Source organism: Dactylosporangium sp. NPDC051087, from assembly GCF_055586325.1.
The window spans coordinates 29,923-49,051 of the sequence record NZ_JBVJIJ010000001.1; the positions used below are offsets into that span (position 1 = coordinate 29,923).

General features: G+C 71.5%; 14 protein-coding genes. 2 read left to right on the top strand and 12 right to left on the bottom strand.

What is annotated here, in order from left to right; all coding sequences use genetic code 11:
- Positions 1-89 precede the first annotated feature (89 nt).
- On the bottom strand, positions 90-872 hold the full coding sequence (locus ACZ6TV_RS00175) for a PASTA domain-containing protein (protein ID WP_465293668.1): 783 nt from the start codon (positions 870-872) through the stop codon (positions 90-92).
- A 130-nt stretch (positions 873-1,002) separates the two neighbouring features.
- On the opposite strand from ACZ6TV_RS00175, the gene ACZ6TV_RS00180 reads away from it, so the two are divergent.
- Positions 1,003-2,532, top strand: coding sequence for a hypothetical protein (locus tag ACZ6TV_RS00180; RefSeq protein ID WP_465293670.1), 1,530 nt, complete (start codon positions 1,003-1,005; stop codon positions 2,530-2,532).
- A gap of 27 nt (positions 2,533-2,559) precedes the next feature.
- Here the strand turns inward: ACZ6TV_RS00180 and ACZ6TV_RS00185 are convergent, their stop codons facing one another.
- Together ACZ6TV_RS00185 and ACZ6TV_RS00190 are read right to left on the bottom strand one after the other, a co-directional pair.
- On the bottom strand, positions 2,560-4,035 hold the full coding sequence (locus ACZ6TV_RS00185) for a glutamate-cysteine ligase family protein (RefSeq protein ID WP_465293672.1): 1,476 nt from the start codon (positions 4,033-4,035) through the stop codon (positions 2,560-2,562).
- 222 nt (positions 4,036-4,257) lie between these two features.
- Positions 4,258-4,833 (bottom strand): YceI family protein, encoded by a 576-nt coding sequence (locus ACZ6TV_RS00190; protein WP_465293674.1) that lies wholly within the window; start codon positions 4,831-4,833, stop codon positions 4,258-4,260.
- A gap of 96 nt (positions 4,834-4,929) precedes the next feature.
- Between ACZ6TV_RS00190 and ACZ6TV_RS00195 the strand changes: the two genes are divergently transcribed.
- Positions 4,930-5,409 carry a MarR family winged helix-turn-helix transcriptional regulator gene (locus ACZ6TV_RS00195; protein WP_465293676.1) on the top strand — a complete coding sequence of 160 codons (480 nt, stop codon included), beginning with the start codon at positions 4,930-4,932 and terminating at the stop codon, positions 5,407-5,409.
- 231 nt (positions 5,410-5,640) lie between these two features.
- On the opposite strand, the gene ACZ6TV_RS00200 is transcribed toward ACZ6TV_RS00195, so the two are convergent.
- The 9 genes from ACZ6TV_RS00200 to ACZ6TV_RS00240 form a co-directional block, all read right to left on the bottom strand.
- Positions 5,641-7,995 carry an ATP-binding protein gene (locus ACZ6TV_RS00200; protein ID WP_465293678.1) on the bottom strand — a complete coding sequence of 785 codons (2,355 nt, stop codon included), beginning with the start codon at positions 7,993-7,995 and terminating at the stop codon, positions 5,641-5,643.
- Positions 7,996-8,059: 64 nt separating this feature from the next.
- Complete coding sequence (locus tag ACZ6TV_RS00205; RefSeq protein ID WP_465293680.1) at positions 8,060-10,237, bottom strand: MMPL family transporter; 2,178 nt, start codon at positions 10,235-10,237, stop codon at positions 8,060-8,062.
- Between the two features lie 48 nt (positions 10,238-10,285).
- Positions 10,286-11,443, bottom strand: a complete 1,158-nt coding sequence (locus ACZ6TV_RS00210) for an acyl-CoA dehydrogenase family protein (protein WP_465293682.1) — start codon at positions 11,441-11,443, stop codon at positions 10,286-10,288.
- Positions 11,444-11,454: 11 nt separating this feature from the next.
- Positions 11,455-12,957 carry an acyl-CoA carboxylase subunit beta gene (locus ACZ6TV_RS00215; protein ID WP_465293684.1) on the bottom strand — a complete coding sequence of 501 codons (1,503 nt, stop codon included), beginning with the start codon at positions 12,955-12,957 and terminating at the stop codon, positions 11,455-11,457.
- Positions 12,958-13,120: 163 nt separating this feature from the next.
- Entirely contained in the window at positions 13,121-14,773 is a 1,653-nt protein-coding gene (locus ACZ6TV_RS00220; protein WP_465293686.1) for a chaplin family protein, read from the bottom strand.
- A 247-nt stretch (positions 14,774-15,020) separates the two neighbouring features.
- Positions 15,021-16,022 (bottom strand): hypothetical protein, encoded by a 1,002-nt coding sequence (locus tag ACZ6TV_RS00225; RefSeq protein ID WP_465293687.1) that lies wholly within the window; start codon positions 16,020-16,022, stop codon positions 15,021-15,023.
- Between the two features lie 134 nt (positions 16,023-16,156).
- Entirely contained in the window at positions 16,157-17,050 is an 894-nt protein-coding gene (locus ACZ6TV_RS00230; protein WP_465293688.1) for a hydroxymethylglutaryl-CoA lyase, read from the bottom strand.
- Positions 17,047-18,399 (bottom strand): acetyl-CoA carboxylase biotin carboxylase subunit, encoded by a 1,353-nt coding sequence (locus ACZ6TV_RS00235; protein ID WP_465293689.1) that lies wholly within the window; start codon positions 18,397-18,399, stop codon positions 17,047-17,049. The genes ACZ6TV_RS00230 and ACZ6TV_RS00235 overlap by 4 nt, the downstream gene beginning before the upstream one ends.
- Positions 18,400-18,467: 68 nt before the next feature.
- Entirely contained in the window at positions 18,468-19,091 is a 624-nt protein-coding gene (locus tag ACZ6TV_RS00240) for a TetR/AcrR family transcriptional regulator (protein ID WP_465293690.1), read from the bottom strand.
- Positions 19,092-19,129 lie beyond the last annotated feature (38 nt).

Sequence of the window (19,129 nt, forward strand, 5' to 3'; positions counted from 1 at the left end):
CCCACCCCCCACCCCCCCCCCCCCCCCCCCCCCCCCCCCCCCCCCTCCTCCCCCCCCCCCCCCCCCCCCCCCCCCCCCCCCCGCCGGCCTTACCGGGGAACCGCTGACGGCGACGCCGAGGACTTCGACGGCGCCGCGGACGGCTCGGTCGCCACGTACAGGGTGACGGTCTCGCCGGTCGCGATGATCTCGCCCTCGCCAGGGTCGGTCGCGGCGACCTCGCCCGGCTGCACGGAGCCGTCGGCCCGGCGGACGACCTTCACCTCGAGCCCGAGCTGCTGGAGCTTGATCGTCGCCTGCGCGAGGGAGTTGCCGCGCAGGCGCGGGATCGTGACGCTGGTCGGCGGCGCCTCCGTCGTCTCGGACGGGGCCGCCGACGTGGGCGGCGCCGTCGACGGTTGCTGCGTCTGCGTCGGTGCGGCGGCGCTGTTGCTCGCCGTCACCTCCGGCAGCTGGTTCGGCGGTGCGTTGTCGCCGTCGGCGGTGGCCTGATAGATGAGGTACAACCCGAACGTCAGCGCGCCGACGAGCACCAGCGCCACGACGCCGACGATCACGGGGGTGAACCAGGAGCGTCCCTGATACGGGTCCTCCTCGATCCACTCCTCGGGCGCGGACTGCCGCAGCGACGGATCGCCCGGCTGGGGGACATTGGCGCGGGCCGACCACTTGGGCGGCTCGTCATGGCCGAGCGGGCCGCCGATCCGGGTGGCACCGCTGTCGTCGGGCCGCAACGGCGACGTACCGCCGCCGATCCGGGTCGCGTCCGGGTCCTGACTCTGGCCGGGGCCGATCCTCGTGGCGTCCGGGTCCGCGTCGCCCGGACGTGGTGGTTTGTCGAACGGGGCGGTGGCGTCCGGCTCGTCAGGCATAGTTCCCAGTTCACCACCTTGTCCGACATATCGCCTGCTGGTGCACAGGTTGCCCACCTCAGGTCCACCCTCCGCGACGTTCCCGGACATCGACTCGCCCGGGTTGCCTGCTCGGCGTACGCTGCGCGGCATGGCCGCAAGAAGCTGGGCAACCTCAATATTCACCGCGATCGGCGTCGCGGCGGGCGCGGGTGCCGCGCAGCTCGGTCTTGGCTACGGCCTGGGGATCATCTCCTGGCAGCCGACCGGAAACAGCGCGACCGTCTGGGTCAGCAGTCTCGCCTGGGTGGCGTGGCTCGCGGCCTCCTCGACGGTCATCGGCGCGCTGTGTGCCGACCGGCTCAGCCCCGCGGACACCCCTGTCGCGGGCAACGCATCCACACCCGCCGCGCACGCGCTGACCGCGGCTTGGCGGATCGTGATCGCGTTGTCGGCGGCGGTCGGCGCCCTCATCGTCGTGCCGCTGGTCGCCGTGCCGTCGCGCACGCCCCGGCCCGACAACGTCGCGCCCTACTTCACCGCCGGTGGCTATGCGATCGCCGGCATCATCGTCGGCCTGCTGATCGCCGTCGCCGCCCTGGCCGCCCGCGCGATCGCCGCCAACGTCATCGCCTCGTCGGCGTGGCTGTGGACCCTCGCCGTCGTCGCCGTCGTCGACGTGGTCCGCGCCGACGGCAACCTCGCCACCGCCGCCCAGCTCGGCACCTGGCAGTTCACCGACGCGACCTGGATCCGCAACATGGTCAACCTGCCGGGCGCGCTGCTCATGCTGGCCATAGCCCTGGTCATCGGCGCCCTCGCGGCGTGGCCGGCCAGCCGTCGCGGCGACAACCGGGTGGGCGTGGCGGTCTCCGGCGCGGCCGGCCCGCTGCTCGTCGCCCTGGCCTATTTCCTCGCCGCCCCCGCCGTCGGCGAGCGGGACCCGCAGCTGTCCGCCTTCGTCATCGCCCCGTATGCGGTGCTCGCCGGCCTCGCCGGCTCGGTCATCGTGTCGGCGATCGGCCCGCGCGGCTCCCGCGCCCAGGCCCGGGCCGCCCGCCAGGCCGCCGCCGCCGACCGTGAGGCCCGCGCCGCCTCCGACATCGCCGACTGGACCCAGGCCCTCGCCGACGCGGACGCCGCCGAGGCCCGCCGCCGCGCCGAGTCGGGCGAGCTGCCGGACACCGACGACCCGTGGGCCGCCGCACCCGACCGCACCGCCGAGCCGGTCACGATCGGCGCCTCCGGCAAGGCCTCCGTCCCCAAGCAGGCCGCCGCCGCGAAACCGGCCGCGACCGCCACCAAGCAGCCCGCGACGGCCGCCGCCGCCAAGCCGGCCACGCCCGCTGTCGCGAGCAAGCCGCCCGCCTCGACCGGCAAGGCGAGCGTCGCCAAGAGCGCTGAGCTGGACTCGGCCAAGGACCTCGAGTCCGACGCCTATGCCCCGTCCCGCGCCTATGGCAGCACCGAGTCGTCGGGCCGCACCTATGCCTCGGAGTCGGCCAACCGCGCCTATGCCGAGGACACCGTCACCGACGACCCGGACGCTCCGGCTCCGTCGTCGTCGGCCCGCGGTCCCGTCGAGCCGCTGTGGCCCTCGGACACCTCGACGTCCTCCGAGCCCGCCAAGCCCGCCCCCGGCAGGGGCCGTGGTCGGGGCCGGGGCAAGTCCGGCGAGTAGCACCGGCCCTGCCAGGAGCGCCGCCGCTCAGACGGGCCAGGTGTGGACGGGTTCGTTGGCGTGGAGGCCGACGCTGTAGCGCTGGAGCATTTCGCGGAGTGCTGAGCGGCGGTCGAGGTGGTGCCTGGCCTCGAGGTCGTCGACGGTCTCGGTCTGCCAGGCTGCGCCGTTGCGGCCGGTGCGGCAGCGGCCCTCGATCACGCCGAGCAGGCGGTCACGGGTGGCGGGGTGGACGCCGAAGCGGTCCAGGCCGGCCGAAGCGAGGGGCAGCAGCTCGTCCAGAACGAGGGTGGCGACCTGGACCTCACCCCGGTCGGGCCACCACAGCCGGGCGTCGAGGCCTTCGCGGGCGGCGGTGTGGAAGTTCTCCTCGGCGGCGGAGAACGTCATCTGCGTCCAGATCGGACGGTCCTGCTGCACGAGCTCGCCGACGAGGCCGAAGTAGAACGCGGCGTTGGCGACCTGGTCGACGACGGTGGGGCCGGCGGGCAGGACCCTGTTCTCGACGCGCAGGTGGGGGCGGCCGTTCATGACGTCATAGACCGGACGGTTCCACCGGTAGATGGTGCCGTTGTGCAGGCGGAGCTCGCCGAGGTGCGGGACGCCGCCGGACTCCAGGACGGCGACGGGGTCTTCGTCGTCGGTGATGGGCAGCAGCGGCGGGAAGTAGCGGACGTTCTCCTCGAACAGGTCGAAGATCGACGTGATCCAGCGCTCGCCGAACCAGACCCGGGGGCGGACGCCCTGGGCCTTGAGCTCTTCGGGGCGGGTGTCGGTGGCCTGCTCGAACAGCGCGATGCGGGTCTCCGCCCAGAGCCGTTTGCCGAAGAGGTACGGCGAGTTCGCCCCGACCGCGACCTGGATGCCGGCGATCGCCTGGGACGCGTTCCAGTGCATCGCGAAGTCTTCGGGGGCGACCTGGAGGTGGAACTGGACGCTGGTGCACGCGGACTCGGCGGCGATCGAGTCGGACTCGGCCTCCAGGCGCTCCCGGCCGCGGATGTCCAGGGCGATGTCCTCGCCGCGCGCGTTGATGATCTGCTCGTTGAGCAGCTGGTAGCGCGGGTTGTTGGACAGGTTGGCGAGCACCGTGTGCTCGGGCCGCAGGGTCGGCAGGATGCCGATGAGCGCGAGCCGGGCGTCGGACTTGCGGGCCCGCTCGTCGGCGTGGACGAGGCTGGCGAGGACCTCGCGCTCGTAGATGTCGAGGCCGTCGCCCTCGATGACGCGCGGCGCGACGTTGATCTCGAGGTTGAACTGGCCGAGCTCGGTCTGGAACGACGGGTCTGCCAGGTCGGCCAGCACCTCGGCGTTGCGCATGGCCGGCTGGGCGTCGGGATCGATGAGGTTGAGCTCGATCTCGAGGCCTGTCATCGGCCGGTCCGAGTCGAACCGGAAGTCGTTGAGCATCAGGGCGAACACATCAAGACATCGGCGAACTTTATACCGATATCGGGCGCGGTCCTCACGCGAGAATGCTCCCCGTATGACGTCTTGCCCCATTGTGTTCCCCAAAATCCCGGCCGATCCCGTGGACCCTCCACGTTAGGAGTGGTCGGGATGTACCGCTAGGGACAAAACGGGCGCAACCTCAGCCGACGGTGAGCAAAACCTTGCAGAGGGTGGGAGATTTCGCCCACCCTCTGCACGATGGTCAAACTCCGGCTTAAGACGCGAACCGGTCTCGAAGGCGCACGATCAGTACAGCTGTCGGCCGGGGCCGACTCAGGCCTGGCGCACACCCTCGGCGCCGATCTCGATCTTGACCTTCTTGCCGACGAGGACGCCGCCGGTCTCGAGCGCCTGGTTCCAGGTGATGCCGAAGTCCTCGCGGTCGATCTCGGTGGTCGCGCTGAAGCCGATGACCTCCTGGCCCCACGGGCTCTTCGCGTGGCCCTCGAACTCGACGTCGAGCTCGACCTCGCGGGTGACGTCGCGGATCGTCAGGTCGCCGACGAGCTTGAACTCGCCGCCGGAGAAGCCGACCACGCGGGTGCTCTTGAAGGTCAGCGACGGCCACTTCTCGGCGTCGAGGAAGTCCGCGCTGCGCAGGTGGCCGTCGCGGTCGGCGACGCCGGTGTCGATGCTGGCGGCGTCGATGTCGACCTCGACGTGCGACTGCAGCGGGTCCTCCGCGATGACGATCGTGCCGGCGGCCTTGGTGAAGCCGCCGCGGACCTTGCTCACCATGAGGTGCTTCGCGACGAAGCTGACCCGCGTGTGGGCCGGGTCGATGTCGAACTTGCCCGGCGTCGGGATGTTGACGCCGCTGAACTCGCGGGTGCCGGCCGGTGCGGTCATGATGCCCTCCAGATGTGCTGTGGCGGAGAAGATTGCTGACGCAAATATACTCACGGCAGACTCTCGTTTGTCAAGCTCTTCTGTTAGACTGCCACTGTGACCGACGAGATGCTGGAAGATCCGCGAATCACCGCCATGGGCCTGTTCGTCGAGGCCTTCACCGGTGTGACCGCGCGGCTCAACGTCCAGTTGGCCGAGCACGGTCTCGGCAATGTCGACTTCGAGGTGCTGGTCAGGCTCGCCCGCTCGCCCGGCGGCGAGCTGCGGATGACCGACCTCGCGGCACAGACCGGCCTGTCGACCAGTGGCGTGACCCGGGTCGTCGACCGCCTGGAGCGCGACGGGCTCGCGATGCGCCGGGCCTGCCCGACGGACCGGCGCGGCTCGTTCACGGTGGTGACGCCCGCCGGCGTCGCCAAGATGCATGCGGTCCTGCCGGATCACCTCGCGCTCATCGACGAGTGGTTCACCGGCCGGCTGTCACCGGACGCCCTGGAGACGCTGCTCGGCAACCTCCGCACGATCCGCGACGCGGTCCGCCCCGGCGCCACCTCTGGCGTGGCCGCCGCGGCCTGATGGCGTGAAAGGCCGGGAACGCGACCGGCAGGATCACCGGCAGCTTCTGCCGGTCCATGTGGTGAAAGGCGTGCAAAGCCGCATTCCAGGCGAACAGCTTCGTTAGTGTCCGCTTCGGGGAGGCACACGGCACCAATCCCGCAGTCAATGGGGACCGGCACGGACGAAGCAGGTGGGAAGGCAACACGCGCCCGGGGGGTCTTCGTCCGTGCCCAACAGGCGTGCGGAGCGTCAGCCTGCCAGCAGTGAATGCTCCCGCGGCAGCAGCGACAGCCCGCCCCGCGCGCAGATCCCGTCCAGCTCGCCCAGCGCCCGTGCCCGGTCCGCCGGCCCGGCGCTCGCGGCCAGTCCGACGAGCGCCTCCAGTACATCCCGGATGTCATCGCGACCGGCGAGCACATTGGCCGCCGTCTCGAACGCGACGGCCGCCGCGGCACGGTCGCCCCGGGCCAGTCCGAGATACCCGCCGATCATGGCCGACGCCCCCGCATTGCCGGGCAGCTCGGCGAGCTCGACCAGCACGTCGTCCGCCTCCCGCAGGCGGCCGGACTCGGCGAGCGCCTGCCCGAGCGTGCCGAGCGCGCGGACCCGGTGTGTGGGATCGCCGACCTCGGCGGTCGCGGCGGCGGCGCGGCGGGCCAGGTCGACGGCGTCGTCATAGCGGCAGTCGAGGCGCGCGACCTCGGCCAGGTTCGCCTGCGTGAGCGCCTGGAGGCGGGTGTCGCCGGCCTCCGCGGCGCGCCGTCCCGCGCCGGCCAGCCGCCGGGCCGCGGTGGCCAGGTCGCCGGTGCGGATGTCGTGCCAGGCGATGTTGTTCTGCGAGACGGCGATCTCCCGGATTCGGCCGGTACGGATGGCCAGCCCGAGCATCGCCTCGTTGTGCCGGCGGGACTCGTCGGCGCCGCCGACCGCCTGCCACACCCCGGCCAGGACGGCTCGGGCGGCGAGTTCGCCGGCGGCGTCACCGTGGGCGACGAGCACCTCGAGCGCGGCCTCGGTCGGCCAGAGCTCGGCGAAGCCCCGGCCGTGCGCCATCGCGAGCATCCCGGCGGCGACCTGGGCGGTCGCGCGGATCAGCGGGTCGCAACCGGCGGTGCGCGGGTCGTCGAGGAGCCGCCGGAGCAGGTTGTGCGCCTCGACGTCCCGGCCGCGCAGCCGGCACCAGCGCGGGATGGCCCCGGCGAGGCGCAGCGCGATGGCGGGGTCGCGGACGGCGGCGTACCGCAGCGCCGTACGGATGTCGCTGTTGAGGTAGTCGAGCCGGGACACGGCCGCGGCGCTGGCCGGTCCTACGAGGTCGGCGGCGAGCCGGACCGCGATCCTGGTGACGACCTCGGCGTGGCGGATGCGCAGCTCCCGCAGCTCGCCCAGCTCGGCGCCCCGCTCGGAGGCGAAGTCGCGGACCACGTCCAGGAGGCGGAAGCGCAGTTCGCCGGGGCCGCGGACGCTGACCAGGCCGAGCCCGACGAGCCGGTCGAGCACGGTTTCGGCGTTGAACCCGAGCAGCGCCTCGGCGAGCTCGAGCGACCAGCGGCCGCGGAACATGGCGAGGCGGCGCAGCGCGGCCTGATCGGGCTCGTCCAGCAGGTGGTAGCTGGCCGCGACGGCGTCGCGGAGCCGCTGACCGTCGGGATCGGTGGCGGCGAGGTCGAGGACGCGGTTGCCGTACCGCGACAGCAGCTCGGGCAGCTCCAGCACGCGCCCGCGGGCGGCGGCGAGCTCGATCGCGAGCGGCAGCCCGTCGAGGCGGCGGACCAGTTCGGCGACGGCGGGGATCTCGGCGTCCGGCACCGGTTCGCGGCGGACCTGGCGGAGCCGGTCGAGGAACAGCGCGACGGCCGGCGTGCGGCGCACCTCAGCGAGCGAGGTGGGCGCCGACGCGTGCGGCAGGTCCAGCGGCTCGACCCGCCAGTCGACGGCGCCGGGGACGACGCCGGCGAGGGGGCGGCGGCTGGTCGCGAGGATCTTCACCGCCGGCACCCGGGCGCGGAGCCAGCTGATGGCCTTGACCGCGCTGCGGTGGGAGCGGTCGATGCCGTCGAGGACGAGCAGCGACGGCCGGTCGAGGAGCTCCTCGGCGCGGGCGACGCCGAAGACGGCGGCGACGGCGGCGAACACGTCGGTGGGCTGCGACACGTCGGTGATCGTGACCGAGACGGCGGTGCCGGGGGTGGCGTGCGCGACGGCGTGGGCGAGGCCCGTCTTGCCGACGCCGGCGAGGCCGACGAGCGCGACCAGGTCGGCGCGCTCCAGCAGGTCGAGCAGTTCGGCGATGTCGGCGTCGCGGCCGATGAGCGCGGGTGCCGTGGGCAGCGGCAGGGTCGCCGGGGTGGTGGCGACGGTCCCGGCGAGGAAGTCTTCCCGGTCCGGACCGACGAGGTCGAGCGCGTCGGCGAGCAGCGCGAGGGTTCCCCGCTGGGGGCGGGCGACCCGGCCTCGTTCGAGCTCGCGCAGGGTGCGTACGCCGAGGCCGGCCCGGCCGGCGAGCTCCTCCTGGGTCAGTCCCCGGGCCAGGCGGCGGGTCCGCAACGCGGCGGCGAACCCTGCCCCGGCGCCCCGCGGATCATGATCCGCAACTGGAGACATGTTGAGGAAGGGTACTGACGGGAGCCCTCCCGCAGAAGCTGGCCGTCGGAACTACGACGATTGTCTATTTGTCGGGCTTGGTGAGCGTCGGTACCTCGACCGTCAGGTCGTCGGCGGGGTCCGCGGCCCGCTGCTTCGGGACCTGCTTCCCCGAAGGCGGCACGACCCGGGCGGCACCCGGCCGGGCGAGGAACGACGGCGCCCACCAGTTCCAGCTGTCGAGCATCGTCATGAGCGCCGGCAGCAGCAGCCCCCGCACGACCGTGACGTCGAGGATCACGGCGACGGTCATGCCGACGCCGATCTCCTTCACCGCGACCAGCCCGCCGACCGCGAAGCCGAGGAACACGATGACGATGCAGATCGCGGCGGCCGTCACGACCGGGCCGGACTTCGTGATGCCGCGCAGGACCGCCCGGTTGGTGTCGGGGCGCTGGTCGTACTCCTCCTTGATCCGCGCAAGGAGGAAGACCTCGTAGTCCATCGACAGCCCGAAGATGAACACGAACAGCAGCACCGGGGTCGTCAGGTCGATGCCGCCCCAGGAGTCGAAGAAGAGCGGCAGCTGCCCCCAGCCCCACTGGAACACCACGACGAGGACGCCGAGCGTGGCGACGAGGGTCAGCAGGTTCATCAGGACGGCCTTGAGCGGGATGACCACGGAGCCGGTGAGCGTGAAGAGCACCACGACGGTCACGATGAGCACGATCAGCGCCGCGATCGGCAGCCGCCGCGCGAGGGAGTCCTGGTAGTCGATGACCTCGGCGCTCGGCCCGGTGACCCACTTCGAGAAGGGGGTCGGCATGGCCCGCACCTTGCGCACCAGGTCGAGGCCCTCCTGCCCGCCGACCTCGCCCTTCGGGGTCAGGTCGAGGACCGTCCAGCCCTTGGGCACGTCGGGGCGCACCTCCTGGCGGAACACCTGGCCGGTGAGCTCCTTGTTGACCTGGTTCATGAACATGCGGACGTCGGCGCGCTCGGGGCCGGCCTCCAGCAGCACGACGACGTCGTCGGGGTGGTCGTTGTTGAACTTCGTCTGCAGCGCGTCATAGGCCTGCCGGGCCTCGTTGCTGTGCGGCAGCGCCCGCGCGTCGGAGTTGGCGAAGTTCGCCCCGAGCAGCGGCGCCGCCAGTACGAGCAGGCCGACGGTCACACCGAGGGCGACCGGTCCCGGCGACTGCTGTGCTTTGGCGGCGAGCTTCGCGAGGAGGTCCGTCCTGAAGGTGAACCGCCCTTCGCCGGCGGCCGGGATCTTGTCCTTGGCGAGCGAGAGCAGCGCCGGTACCAGCGACAAAGCGGCAACGGTCGCGAGCACGACGACGGCGGCACCGCCGAGCGCGACGGCGGCCAGGAGCGGCTCCGCAAAGACCGTCAGGCCCGCCAGGGTCGCCGCGACCGCGATGCCGGAGATCGCGACCGCCCGGCCGGACCGCGCGACCGCCTCGATGAGCGCCTCGGTCGGCTCGTGGGTCTGCCGCTCCTCGCGGAACCGGGCGACGATGAGCAGCGAGTAGTCGACGGCGAGCCCGATGCCGAGCAGGGTGACGACGTTGAGGGAGTATTCGCTGACCTTGGTCGCGAAGCTGAGGCCGAGCAGGAGCAGCAGCGACCCGGACACACCGACGATGGCCACCGCGAGCGGCAGCCCGGCGGCGATGACCCCGCCGAAGATCAGCACCAGCACGACGAGGAGGGCGACGAGCGCGATGCTCTCGCCGATCGCGAGGTCGCGCACCGACTGCTCGCCGAACGCCCGCTCGGCGATCTTCGTGCCGCCGACGGTGACCTTGGGCGCCTCGATGAGCTTCAGGCGCGCCTTGACCTTGTCCTCGAGGTCCTCGCGGGCGCTCTCGCCGAGCTTCGGGTCGAGCTCGACGCGCACCGTCGTGCTCATGTTGTCGGCGCCGATCTGACCGCCGGGGCCGTTGTAGAGGTCGTTGACCTCCTTGACCCCGGGCATGGCCTTGATCTCCTGGGTCGCCTTGGTGACGCTGGCGTTGAGCCCCGGGTCGTAGACGTCCTTGCCCTCGATGACGGCGATCACCATCGAGCCTTCAGGGGCGAGCTCGTCGATGCGTGCCTGCGCGATCGCCGACTCGCTGTCGGCGCGGTTGGTGCTCGTGGTGGCGAGCCGGTCGAACAGGCCGCCACCGAAGACCGCACCCGCCACGGTCACTGCCAGCCACACCCCGATGACGGGCCAGCGGTGGCGGTCCATGAGCGTGCCGAGTTTCGCGAACATCGCAGTATGCAAGCACGCCCGCGCAACCCCGCGAAATCCCCTTAAACGTTAGAGCCCCAACGACCGGGAGATGATCATGCGCTGGACCTCCGAGGTGCCTTCGCCGATCTCGAGGATCTTCGCGTCGCGCCACATGCGGGCCACCGGGGTCTCGTTCATGAAGCCGTAGCCGCCGTGCACCTGGGTCGCCTCGCGGGCGTTGGTGACCGCGGCGTCGCTGGCCTGCAGCTTCGCGATCGCCGCCTGGCGCTTGAAGTCGCGGCCGTTGACCAGGCGCGACGCGGCGTCGTAGTAGGCGAGGCGGGCGGTGTGCGCGCGGGCCTCCATGTCGGCGAGCTTGAACTGGATCGCCTGGTATTCGCCGATCGCCTTGCCGAACGCGCGACGCTGCTTGGCGTAGGCGACCGACTCGTCGACGCACCCCTGGGCGAGGCCGACGCCGAGCGCGGCGAACGCGACCCGGCCCTCGTCGAGGATCCGCAGGAACTGCGCATAGCCGCGGCCGCGCTCGCCGAGCAGGTTGGCGGCGGGCACGCGCACGTCGTCGAAGCTCAGCTCGTGTGTGTCGGAGGCGCACCAGCCGACCTTGGAGTAGCCGGGCTGGACGGTGAAGCCCGGCGTCCCGTTCGGCACGATGATCGAGGAGAGCTCCTTGGAGCCGTCCGGGTTGACTCCGGTGACGGCGGTGACGGTGACCATGATGGTGATGTCGGTGCCGGAGTTGGTGATGAACGCCTTCGAGCCGTTGATCATCCACTCGCCGGTGGTCTCGTCGAGCACGGCGCGGGTCTGGGTGCCGCCGGCGTCGGAGCCGGCACCGGGCTCGGTGAGCCCGAACGCGGCCAGGGCCTCGCCGGTGACGAGCTTCGGCAGCCACTGGGCCTTCTGCTCGGCGGTGCCGAAGCGGTAGATCGGCATGGCGCCGAGGGAGATGCCGGCCTCAAGGGTGACCGCCACGGACGAGTCGACACGGGCCAGCTCCTCCAGCGCGACGCAGAGCGCGAAATAGTCGCCGCCCATGCCACCGTGCTCCTCGGGGAAGGGCAGGCCGAAGAGGCCCATCTTGCCCATCTGGCGCACGATGTCATACGGGAACGCGTGCCGCTCGTAGTAGTCGCCGATGACGGGCGCGACGACGTCGTTGGCGAACTCGCGGACGCTGAGGCGCAGCGCCTCGAGATCCTCGCCGAGGGTGAAGTCGACCATGACAATGCCTCTCAGACAGGCGTGACGCCGTGACGGCGGTGCGAGAACTGACGGTCTTTCCCGGCGGCGGCGGCGAAACGCCGGCCCAGCTCGCCGCGCAGCGCGCCCGGCTCGACGACCGTGTCGATGACCAGCTCGCTGGCCAGGCGCATGATGTCGATGTCGCGCTCATACTCGGCGCGCTTCTCCGCGACGAACGCGGCGCGGGCCTCGTCGTCGGGCAGCGCGGCGATCTTGTTGGCGTAGACGGCGTTGACCGCCGCCTCGGCGCCCATCACGGCGATCTTCGCGGTGGGCAGCGCGATGGTGGCATCGGGCTCGAAGCCGGGACCGGCCATCGCATAGAGCCCGGCGCCGTAGGCCTTCCGCACGACGACGCAGATCTTCGGCACCGTCGCCTCGGAGATCGCGGTGATCATCTTGGCGCCGTGCCGGATGATGCCCTGCTTCTCCACCGCCGAGCCGACCATGAATCCGGGCACGTCGGCGAGGAAGAGCAGCGGCACGTTGAACGCGTCGCAGAGCTGCACGAAGCGGGTCGCCTTGTCGGCGGAGTCGACGAAGAGCACGCCGCCCTTGAACATCGAGTTGTTGGCGACGACGCCGACGGGCTTGCCGTCGATGCGGGCGAAACCGGTGGTGAGCTCCCGCGCCCACAGTGCCTGGATCTCGAAGAACGAGCCCTCGTCGACGAGGCCTTTCGCGAAGCGGCGCATGTCGAAGGCCTGGCGCTCGCTGGCCGGGATCTCCGGCAGGCCGGTGGCCTCGGCGGGCGCGGCGACCGGGGCGGGCTGGGTCCAGTTGGACGGCAGGTAGGACAGGTAGCGGCGGACGGTCTCGATGGCCTCGGCCTCGGTCTTGCACAGGAAGTGCCCGACGCCGGACTCCGCGCAGTGCACCCGCGCGCCGCCCATCGCTTCGAGGGTGGTCTTCTCGCCGGTGACCATCTCGACCATGCGGTCGGAGCCGAGATACATGGAGGCGTTGCCCTCGACCATGGCGACGACGTCGCAGAAGGCGGGGATGTAGGCGCCGCCGGCCGCGGACGGGCCGAACAGGGCGCAGGCCTGCGGGATGCTGCCGCTGGCGCGGACCTGGGTGTGGAAGATGCGGCCGGCGCCGCGCCGGCCGGGGAAGAGGTCGACCTGGTCGGTGATGCGGGCGCCGGCGGAGTCCACGAGATACACCATCGGGACGCCGGTGCTGTAGGCCTTCTCGATGATCCGGATGATCTTCTCGACGGTCCGGGCGCCCCAGGAGCCGGCCTTGACGGTCGAGTCGTTGGCCATCAGGCAGACCGGTCGTCCGTCGACGGTGGCGGTGCCGGTGACGACGCCGTCGGCCGGGAGGCCTTCGGCCAGCACGTTGGCGAACATGCCATCCTCGACGAAGGTTCCTTCGTCGACGAGCAGGGCAACCCGCTCCCGGGCGAAGAGCTTGCCCCGGGCCGCGTTTGCCGCGTGATACTTCTCGGCACCGCCGGCCTCGACGCGTTTCCGAAGACCCTCCACCATGGCGCGACCTCCGCGTCAGCAACCTGAACGATCGTTATGCCTAACGATCGTTCAGGTTAGCCGAAGCGGAGGTCAAGTACCAATGGCTCGTCGGGCACGGGTCGGTGTGCGCCCGGCGCGGCCCTGGGTCCCCCTGCGGATCAGAGGGACCCCGGTACCGATGTCAGCAGGAGTACGCGACCGCGCCGCCCTGGCTGGACGCCTGCGAGAAACCGAACAGGCTGATCGCGTTGCCGCTGATGTTGATCGGCACCTGCAGCGTGGTGTCGAACTGGTTGCCGTTCAGCAGACCGGCGTTGTAACCCGTGGTCCAGTCGCTGCAGGAGTTCTTGACGGCGGTCGCGCCGCCGCCACCGTTGCCGTGCCCGTTGCCGTTGCCGTGCCCGTTGCCGTTGCCGTGCCCGTTGCCGTGCCCGTGGCCGCCACCGTTGCCGTTGCCGGCGCCGTTGCCGTAGCCACCGTTGCCGTTGCCGTTGCCGGCACCGTTGCCGTAGCCGCCGTTGTTGTTGCCGTTGCCGTTGCCGTTGCCGTAGCCACCGTCGTTGGCCGCGCCGGTGCCGTGGCCGTTGCCGCGGCTGTGCTCGCTGGAGACCTTCTTGGTCTTCGCCTTGCCGTGCGACGCGGAGGCGCCGTGCGAGCTCATGTTGCTGGCGTTGCCCGCGGCGTTGCCGTAGGCACCGTTGTTGTTGGCGTTGCCGCCGTTGCCGTAGCCACCGTTGCTGTCGGCGTCGTCGTCGCCGTAGCCACCGTTGCTGTCAGCGTCGTCGTCGCCGTAGCCACCGTTGCCGTTGCCGTTGCCGTTGTCGTCCCAGTCGTCGTCCCAGTCACCGTTGCCGTGCCCGTTGCCGTGGCCGTGCCCGTGACCGTTGCCGCCGCCGTTGCCCCCGCCCCAGCCGTCGCCGTCGACGGCGACCGCGCCGCCGCCGCAGGAGGCGCTGGAGAAGCCGAGGACCGCGATCGCGTTGCCGCAGACGTTGATCGGCGCCTGGACCGTGGTGTCGAACTGGTTGCCGTTCAGCAGACCCGCGTTGAAGCCGGTGGTCCAGTCCTCGGTGCGGGAGCTCTCGGTGGAGGCGCTCTCACCCTTGACCGCCCAGGCACCGCCGGCGCTCTGCGCGCTGGAGAAGCCGAGGATGCTGATCGCGTTGCCGCTCAGGTTGACCGGCACCTGCAGCGTGGTGTCGAACTGGTTGCCGTTGAGCAGGCCCGCATTGTAGCCCGAGGTCCAGTCCTCGGTGCGGTTGCCGGTGCTCTCGGTGTAGTCGTCGGCGTCGGCGTCGTCGTAGCCACCGTTGTTGCTGGCCGCGTAGCCACCGTTGTTGCCGCCGTTGCCGCCGCCGTTGCCGCCGCCGTGCCCGTGGCCCCGGCCGTGGCCGTGCCCGTTGCCCCGGCCGCGGTCGTCCGACATGCCGCCGCCCTTGACGGCGTACGCGCCGCCCTGGCTCGACGCGTTGGAGAAGCCGAGGACGCTGACGGCGTTGCCGCTGACGTTGACCGGCACCTGCAGGGTGGTGTCGAGCTGGTTGCCGTTGGCGACACCGGCGTTGTACCCGGTGGTCCAGTCCTCGGTGGTGGCGCTCTCGGTGTCGATCGCCGCGGCGCCGCCGCCGCAGGACGCGTCGGCGAAGCCGAGGACCGCGATCGAGTTGCCGCAGACGTTGACCGGCAGCTGGAGGGTGGTGTCGAACTGATTGCCGTTGAGCAGGCCGGCGTTGTAGCCAGTCGTCCAGTCGGCGTGCGCGGCCCCGCCCGAGATGAGCAGGAAGCCCGCGGAAAGCACGCCCACGTTGAGCGACTTACGAACCCACGTCTTCATGGTGAAAGTGAGACCCTTCGGTAGGTGTTTCTCTTCAGTGCTGCTTGATGGGCGCGGATCAGAGCCGTGATGCCTGCGTGCGGGCAGGCTCTGCCCGGCTCCGCCCTGTCGACGTGCGCCCGGATGGTGCGTGTGTGTTCGGTGGTGCGAGATGCCGCGATGTGGTCGATGCGGTCGATGCAGGCCCAGGGACCCTGGCTGGCTCCGGCTCGGCCCGCTTCGCGTCGCGTCGGCTGGCCGGCCGGCCTCAGTCTGGTGAGACTGTCGGCCTCTCGGCTGCGAGCAGCCTCAGCTCGGCGTCTTCGACCGCGTCCAGCCGGAAGGCGAGCACCTTCGTGCCGGCCGGTGCGGCGGGCAGCGTGGCGGCGGCGCCACCGTCGTGGTTGAGGCCCGAGCCGGTGCCCGGGACTCCCGAGGTGATGCCGACCGCCGGTGCCGGGACGGGCGCCGGGCGGGGCAGCAGCGGCACGTGGCGCGTGCCCTGCGCTTCGGTCCGGTCCGCGACCGGCTTCTCGTGCGTGGCGTCGCCGGCGTCGAGCCGGTCGAGCGTGTCCATGGCACGGGAGGCGACGCGTGTCGGGTCGACGCCGGCACGGGAGGTGCCGGTCGCCGCGGCTACGACGTCGCCCGTTGACCCGACGCCGACCGGTTCGACCTGGACGGCCGGCTCCTGCGTAGACGTCTTGCGGGCGTTCTTGATGCCGGCTTTGGCCGGCCTCTTGGTGCGTGAGTTCGTGGCGCTCGACGCGTTCACCGACGTCAAGCGGGACATCTTGACGGATGCCGGAGTGGCGGCTTTGGTGGCCGCCTTGTCCGTGGCCCTGTCGGTGGTGGCCAGGACGGTGCCCGTCACCGGTCGCAGGACGGTCAGCACCGTCCCGGTGAGCAGGTCACGCTTCGACTCGTGCTTCGCCGCGCCCGAGGGCACACCGGTGGACCCGATGTGACCGCTGGAGATGTGACTGGAGGCGCCGTGACGGTTGCCGCCGGCGCCGAAGCCGAGCAGGTCGAGTCCTGAGCCGCCGGTCCCGGTGACCAGGTTGGTCACCGGCGCGATCAGGGAGACCCCGGACGCGAAACCGTCTGAGCCCGACGACGTCGTCGTGCTGCTGGAGGCGTGCGCCGCCGATGCCGACAGCAGCCAGGCCACACCGGCGAAACCGGCGACGACCAGACCCTTGACGGCGATCCGGGCAGCGGACCGGACACAGCGGGCCGTGCGCGGGTTGCGCTCGCTCCTCTGGGCCATGGCCGCCTCTCAGTACGGGCTCAATGTCGGGCTCGTCGCCCTTCATGTGACTGTTTCCGTACTGAGCAACGAACCGTCTCCGCCGGGGACACGCCACTATCCCGGCGAATCGGGCACAAGTGGGACAGCGAGCGTCAGAAAGGGATTCGCGGACCGGCCTTGAGCACGCCCGACGGCAGCTCCCGCCCGACGATCTCCTGGGCCATCGCGGCCGCCTCGATCAGCGCCTTCAGGTCGATGCCGGTGTCGTAGCCCATGTCGTGCAGCAGGTGCACGACCTCCTCGGTGGCGACATTGCCGGTCGCTCCGGGCGCGTAGGGGCAGCCGCCGAGCCCGCCGACGCTCGCGTCGAACTCGGTGATCCCCATCCGCATCGCGGTGAGGATGTTGGCCAGGGCCGCGCCGCGGGTGTTGTGGAAGTGCAGCAGCAGCGGCAGGTCGGGGTGGCGGTCGCGGACGAGGCCGACGACGTCCTGCACCCGGCGCGGCGTGGCCATGCCGGTCGTGTCGCCGAACGCCACCCGGTCGGCGCCGTCGGCGACGACCCGGTCGACGATGCCGGCCACCCGCGCCGGGTCGATGTCACCCTCGAACGGGCAGCCGAAGCTGGTCGAGATGATCACCTCGGCGGTGGCGCCGGCGCCGTGCAGCAGCGCGATCAGGCCGGCGATGTCGTCGAGCGACTCCCCCGTCGACCGGTTGACGTTGCGCTGGTTGTGGGTCTCGGACGCCGAGACGACGACCTCGATCTCGCCGAAGCCGGCCTTGAGCGCCCGCTCGGCACCGCGCGAGTTGGGCACCAGCGCCGAGTAGTGCACCGCCGGGTTCTTGACCGCGGCCGCCCACACCTCGTCGGCGTCGGCCATTTGCGGGATCGCCTTCGGGTGGACGAACGAGACGGCCTCGATCCTGCCGACCCCGGTCGCGGACAGCGCGTCGAGCAGCCGCACCTTGGCGGCGGCCGGGACGGGGTCCTCGTTCTGCAGGCCGTCGCGGGGCCCGACCTCACGGATGGAAACGAAGCTCACCGCACACCTCCAGCACGCATCCGGCCGACGATCCCCGTGTCGTAGTCGCCGGAGACGAACTCGGGGTTGTCGAGCAGCTCCGCGAAGAACGGCAGGTTGACCTTCGGGCCGACGACCTCGAACCCGGCGACAGCCTCCCGCAGCTTGGCGAGGGCTTCGGCACGGTCGGCGCCGTGCACGATCAGCTTCGCCATCAGCGAGTCGTAGCTGGGCGTGACGACGGTGCCCGGCCCATACCCGGCGTCGACGCGGACTCCGTCGCCGGTCGGCTCGACCCACGTGGTGACCGCGCCGGGGCCGGGCAGGAAGCGCTTCGGGTCCTCGGCGTTGACCCTGACCTCGATGGCGTGGCCGGTGGCGCGCAGCGCATCGGGGTCGAAGGTCGGGGCGAGGCCGGACGCGACCCGCAACTGCTCCTCGACCAGGTCGATGCCGAACACAGCCTCGGTGATCGGGTGCTCGACCTGCAGGCGGGTGTTCATCTCCAGGAAGAAGAACTGTCCGGTCGTCGGGTCGAAGAGGCACTCGACGGTGCCGGCGTTGCGGTAGCCGACCGCCTCGCCGGCGCGGACGGCCGCGGCGAGCAGGTCGGCGCGCTGCCGCGGGTCGAGGGCCGGTGACGGCGTCTCCTCGACGAGCTTCTGGTTGCGGCGCTGCACGGAGCACTCGCGCTCGCCGAGGGCGACGACGCGGCCGTCGGCGAGGCCGAGGATCTGCACCTCGATGTGGCGCACCCGGGGGAAATACCGCTCGATGAGCACCGACCCGTCGCCGAACATCCGCTCGGCGAAGGCGCGGACCTTCTCATATTCCGTGCGCAGCCCGGCCTCGTCGGCGGCGACGCCCATGCCCATGCCACCGCCGCCCGCGGCGGCCTTCACCATCACGGGGTAGCCGATGTCGTTCGCGGCGCCGACAGCCTCGTCGGCCGTGGCGGCCGGGTCGGTGGTGCCGGGCGCTACCGGCACACCGGCGGCGGCCATGACATTGCGAGCGTTGATCTTGTCGCCCATCGCGGTGATCGCCTCGGGCCCGGGCCCCACCCAGATGAGGCCGTGCTCGACGACGCCGGCGGCGAAGGCCGCGCTCTCCGACAGGAATCCGTAGCCGGGGTGGATCGCCTCCGCGCCGGTCGACTTCGCCGCGGCCAGGATCGCCTCGATGTTGCGATACGACTGGGCCGGGTTGGCCGGGCCGATCAGCACCGCCTCGTCGGCCTCGCTGACGAACGGCAGCCCGGCGTCAACGTCGGAGTGCACGGCGATGGTGCGGATCCCCAGCCTGCGCGCGGTGCGGATGACCCGCCGGGCGATCTCCCCACGGTTGGCGACGAGCAGCGAGGTCAGCATGCGGAGCGTCTCCTGTGGATAACTCTGTGGGTTTACACGTAAAGGGCTTGTGGATAACCCCCTCGGGGTCACCCTCGCAGCGCGGAAAGTGTCGCGGCGCGGAGCAGCTCGGCGCGGCGCGGCCGGTCGACCTCGCCGCCGAGGAACGGCGTGGAGTTCATCAGACCGAAGGCGGCGTGGGCCAGGACGCGAGCCTCACCGGCGGTGAGCTCGTCACGAAGTGCGGTGAGGGTGCTGACCCACTCCTCGACATAGAGCCGCTGCAGGCGCCGGATCTGCCGCCGCGGCTCCTCGGGCAGCCGGTCGAGCTCGTGCAGGTGCAGGGCGATGACCGCCGGGTTGGCCAAGGCGAACTCGACGTGGAAGTCGACCAGCGCGGCCAGGGCCGCGGCCGGGTCCTCGGACGCCTCGGAGATGCGGGCCTGCCCGCCGGCGAGCAGCTGCTCGCTGACCGGGATGAGCGCGGCCGCCAGCATCGCCTCCTTGCCGGCGAAATGGTGATAAAGCGCGGGACCGGTCACGCCCGCGGCCGCGCCGATGTCGTCCATGGAGACGCCGTGATAGCCGCGGGTCGCGAAGAGCCCGACTGCGATCTCGAGAATCTCCTCGCGCCGTGAGCGGCGACGTTGTCCGGCAGGCCCGGCACCGCGGGTCTGTGCAGGTGGTCGCACTGCCGATTGCTCCAGCGTCATGGGGAAAGCCTAACCTTGTGTCAAGACATTCGCTGAAC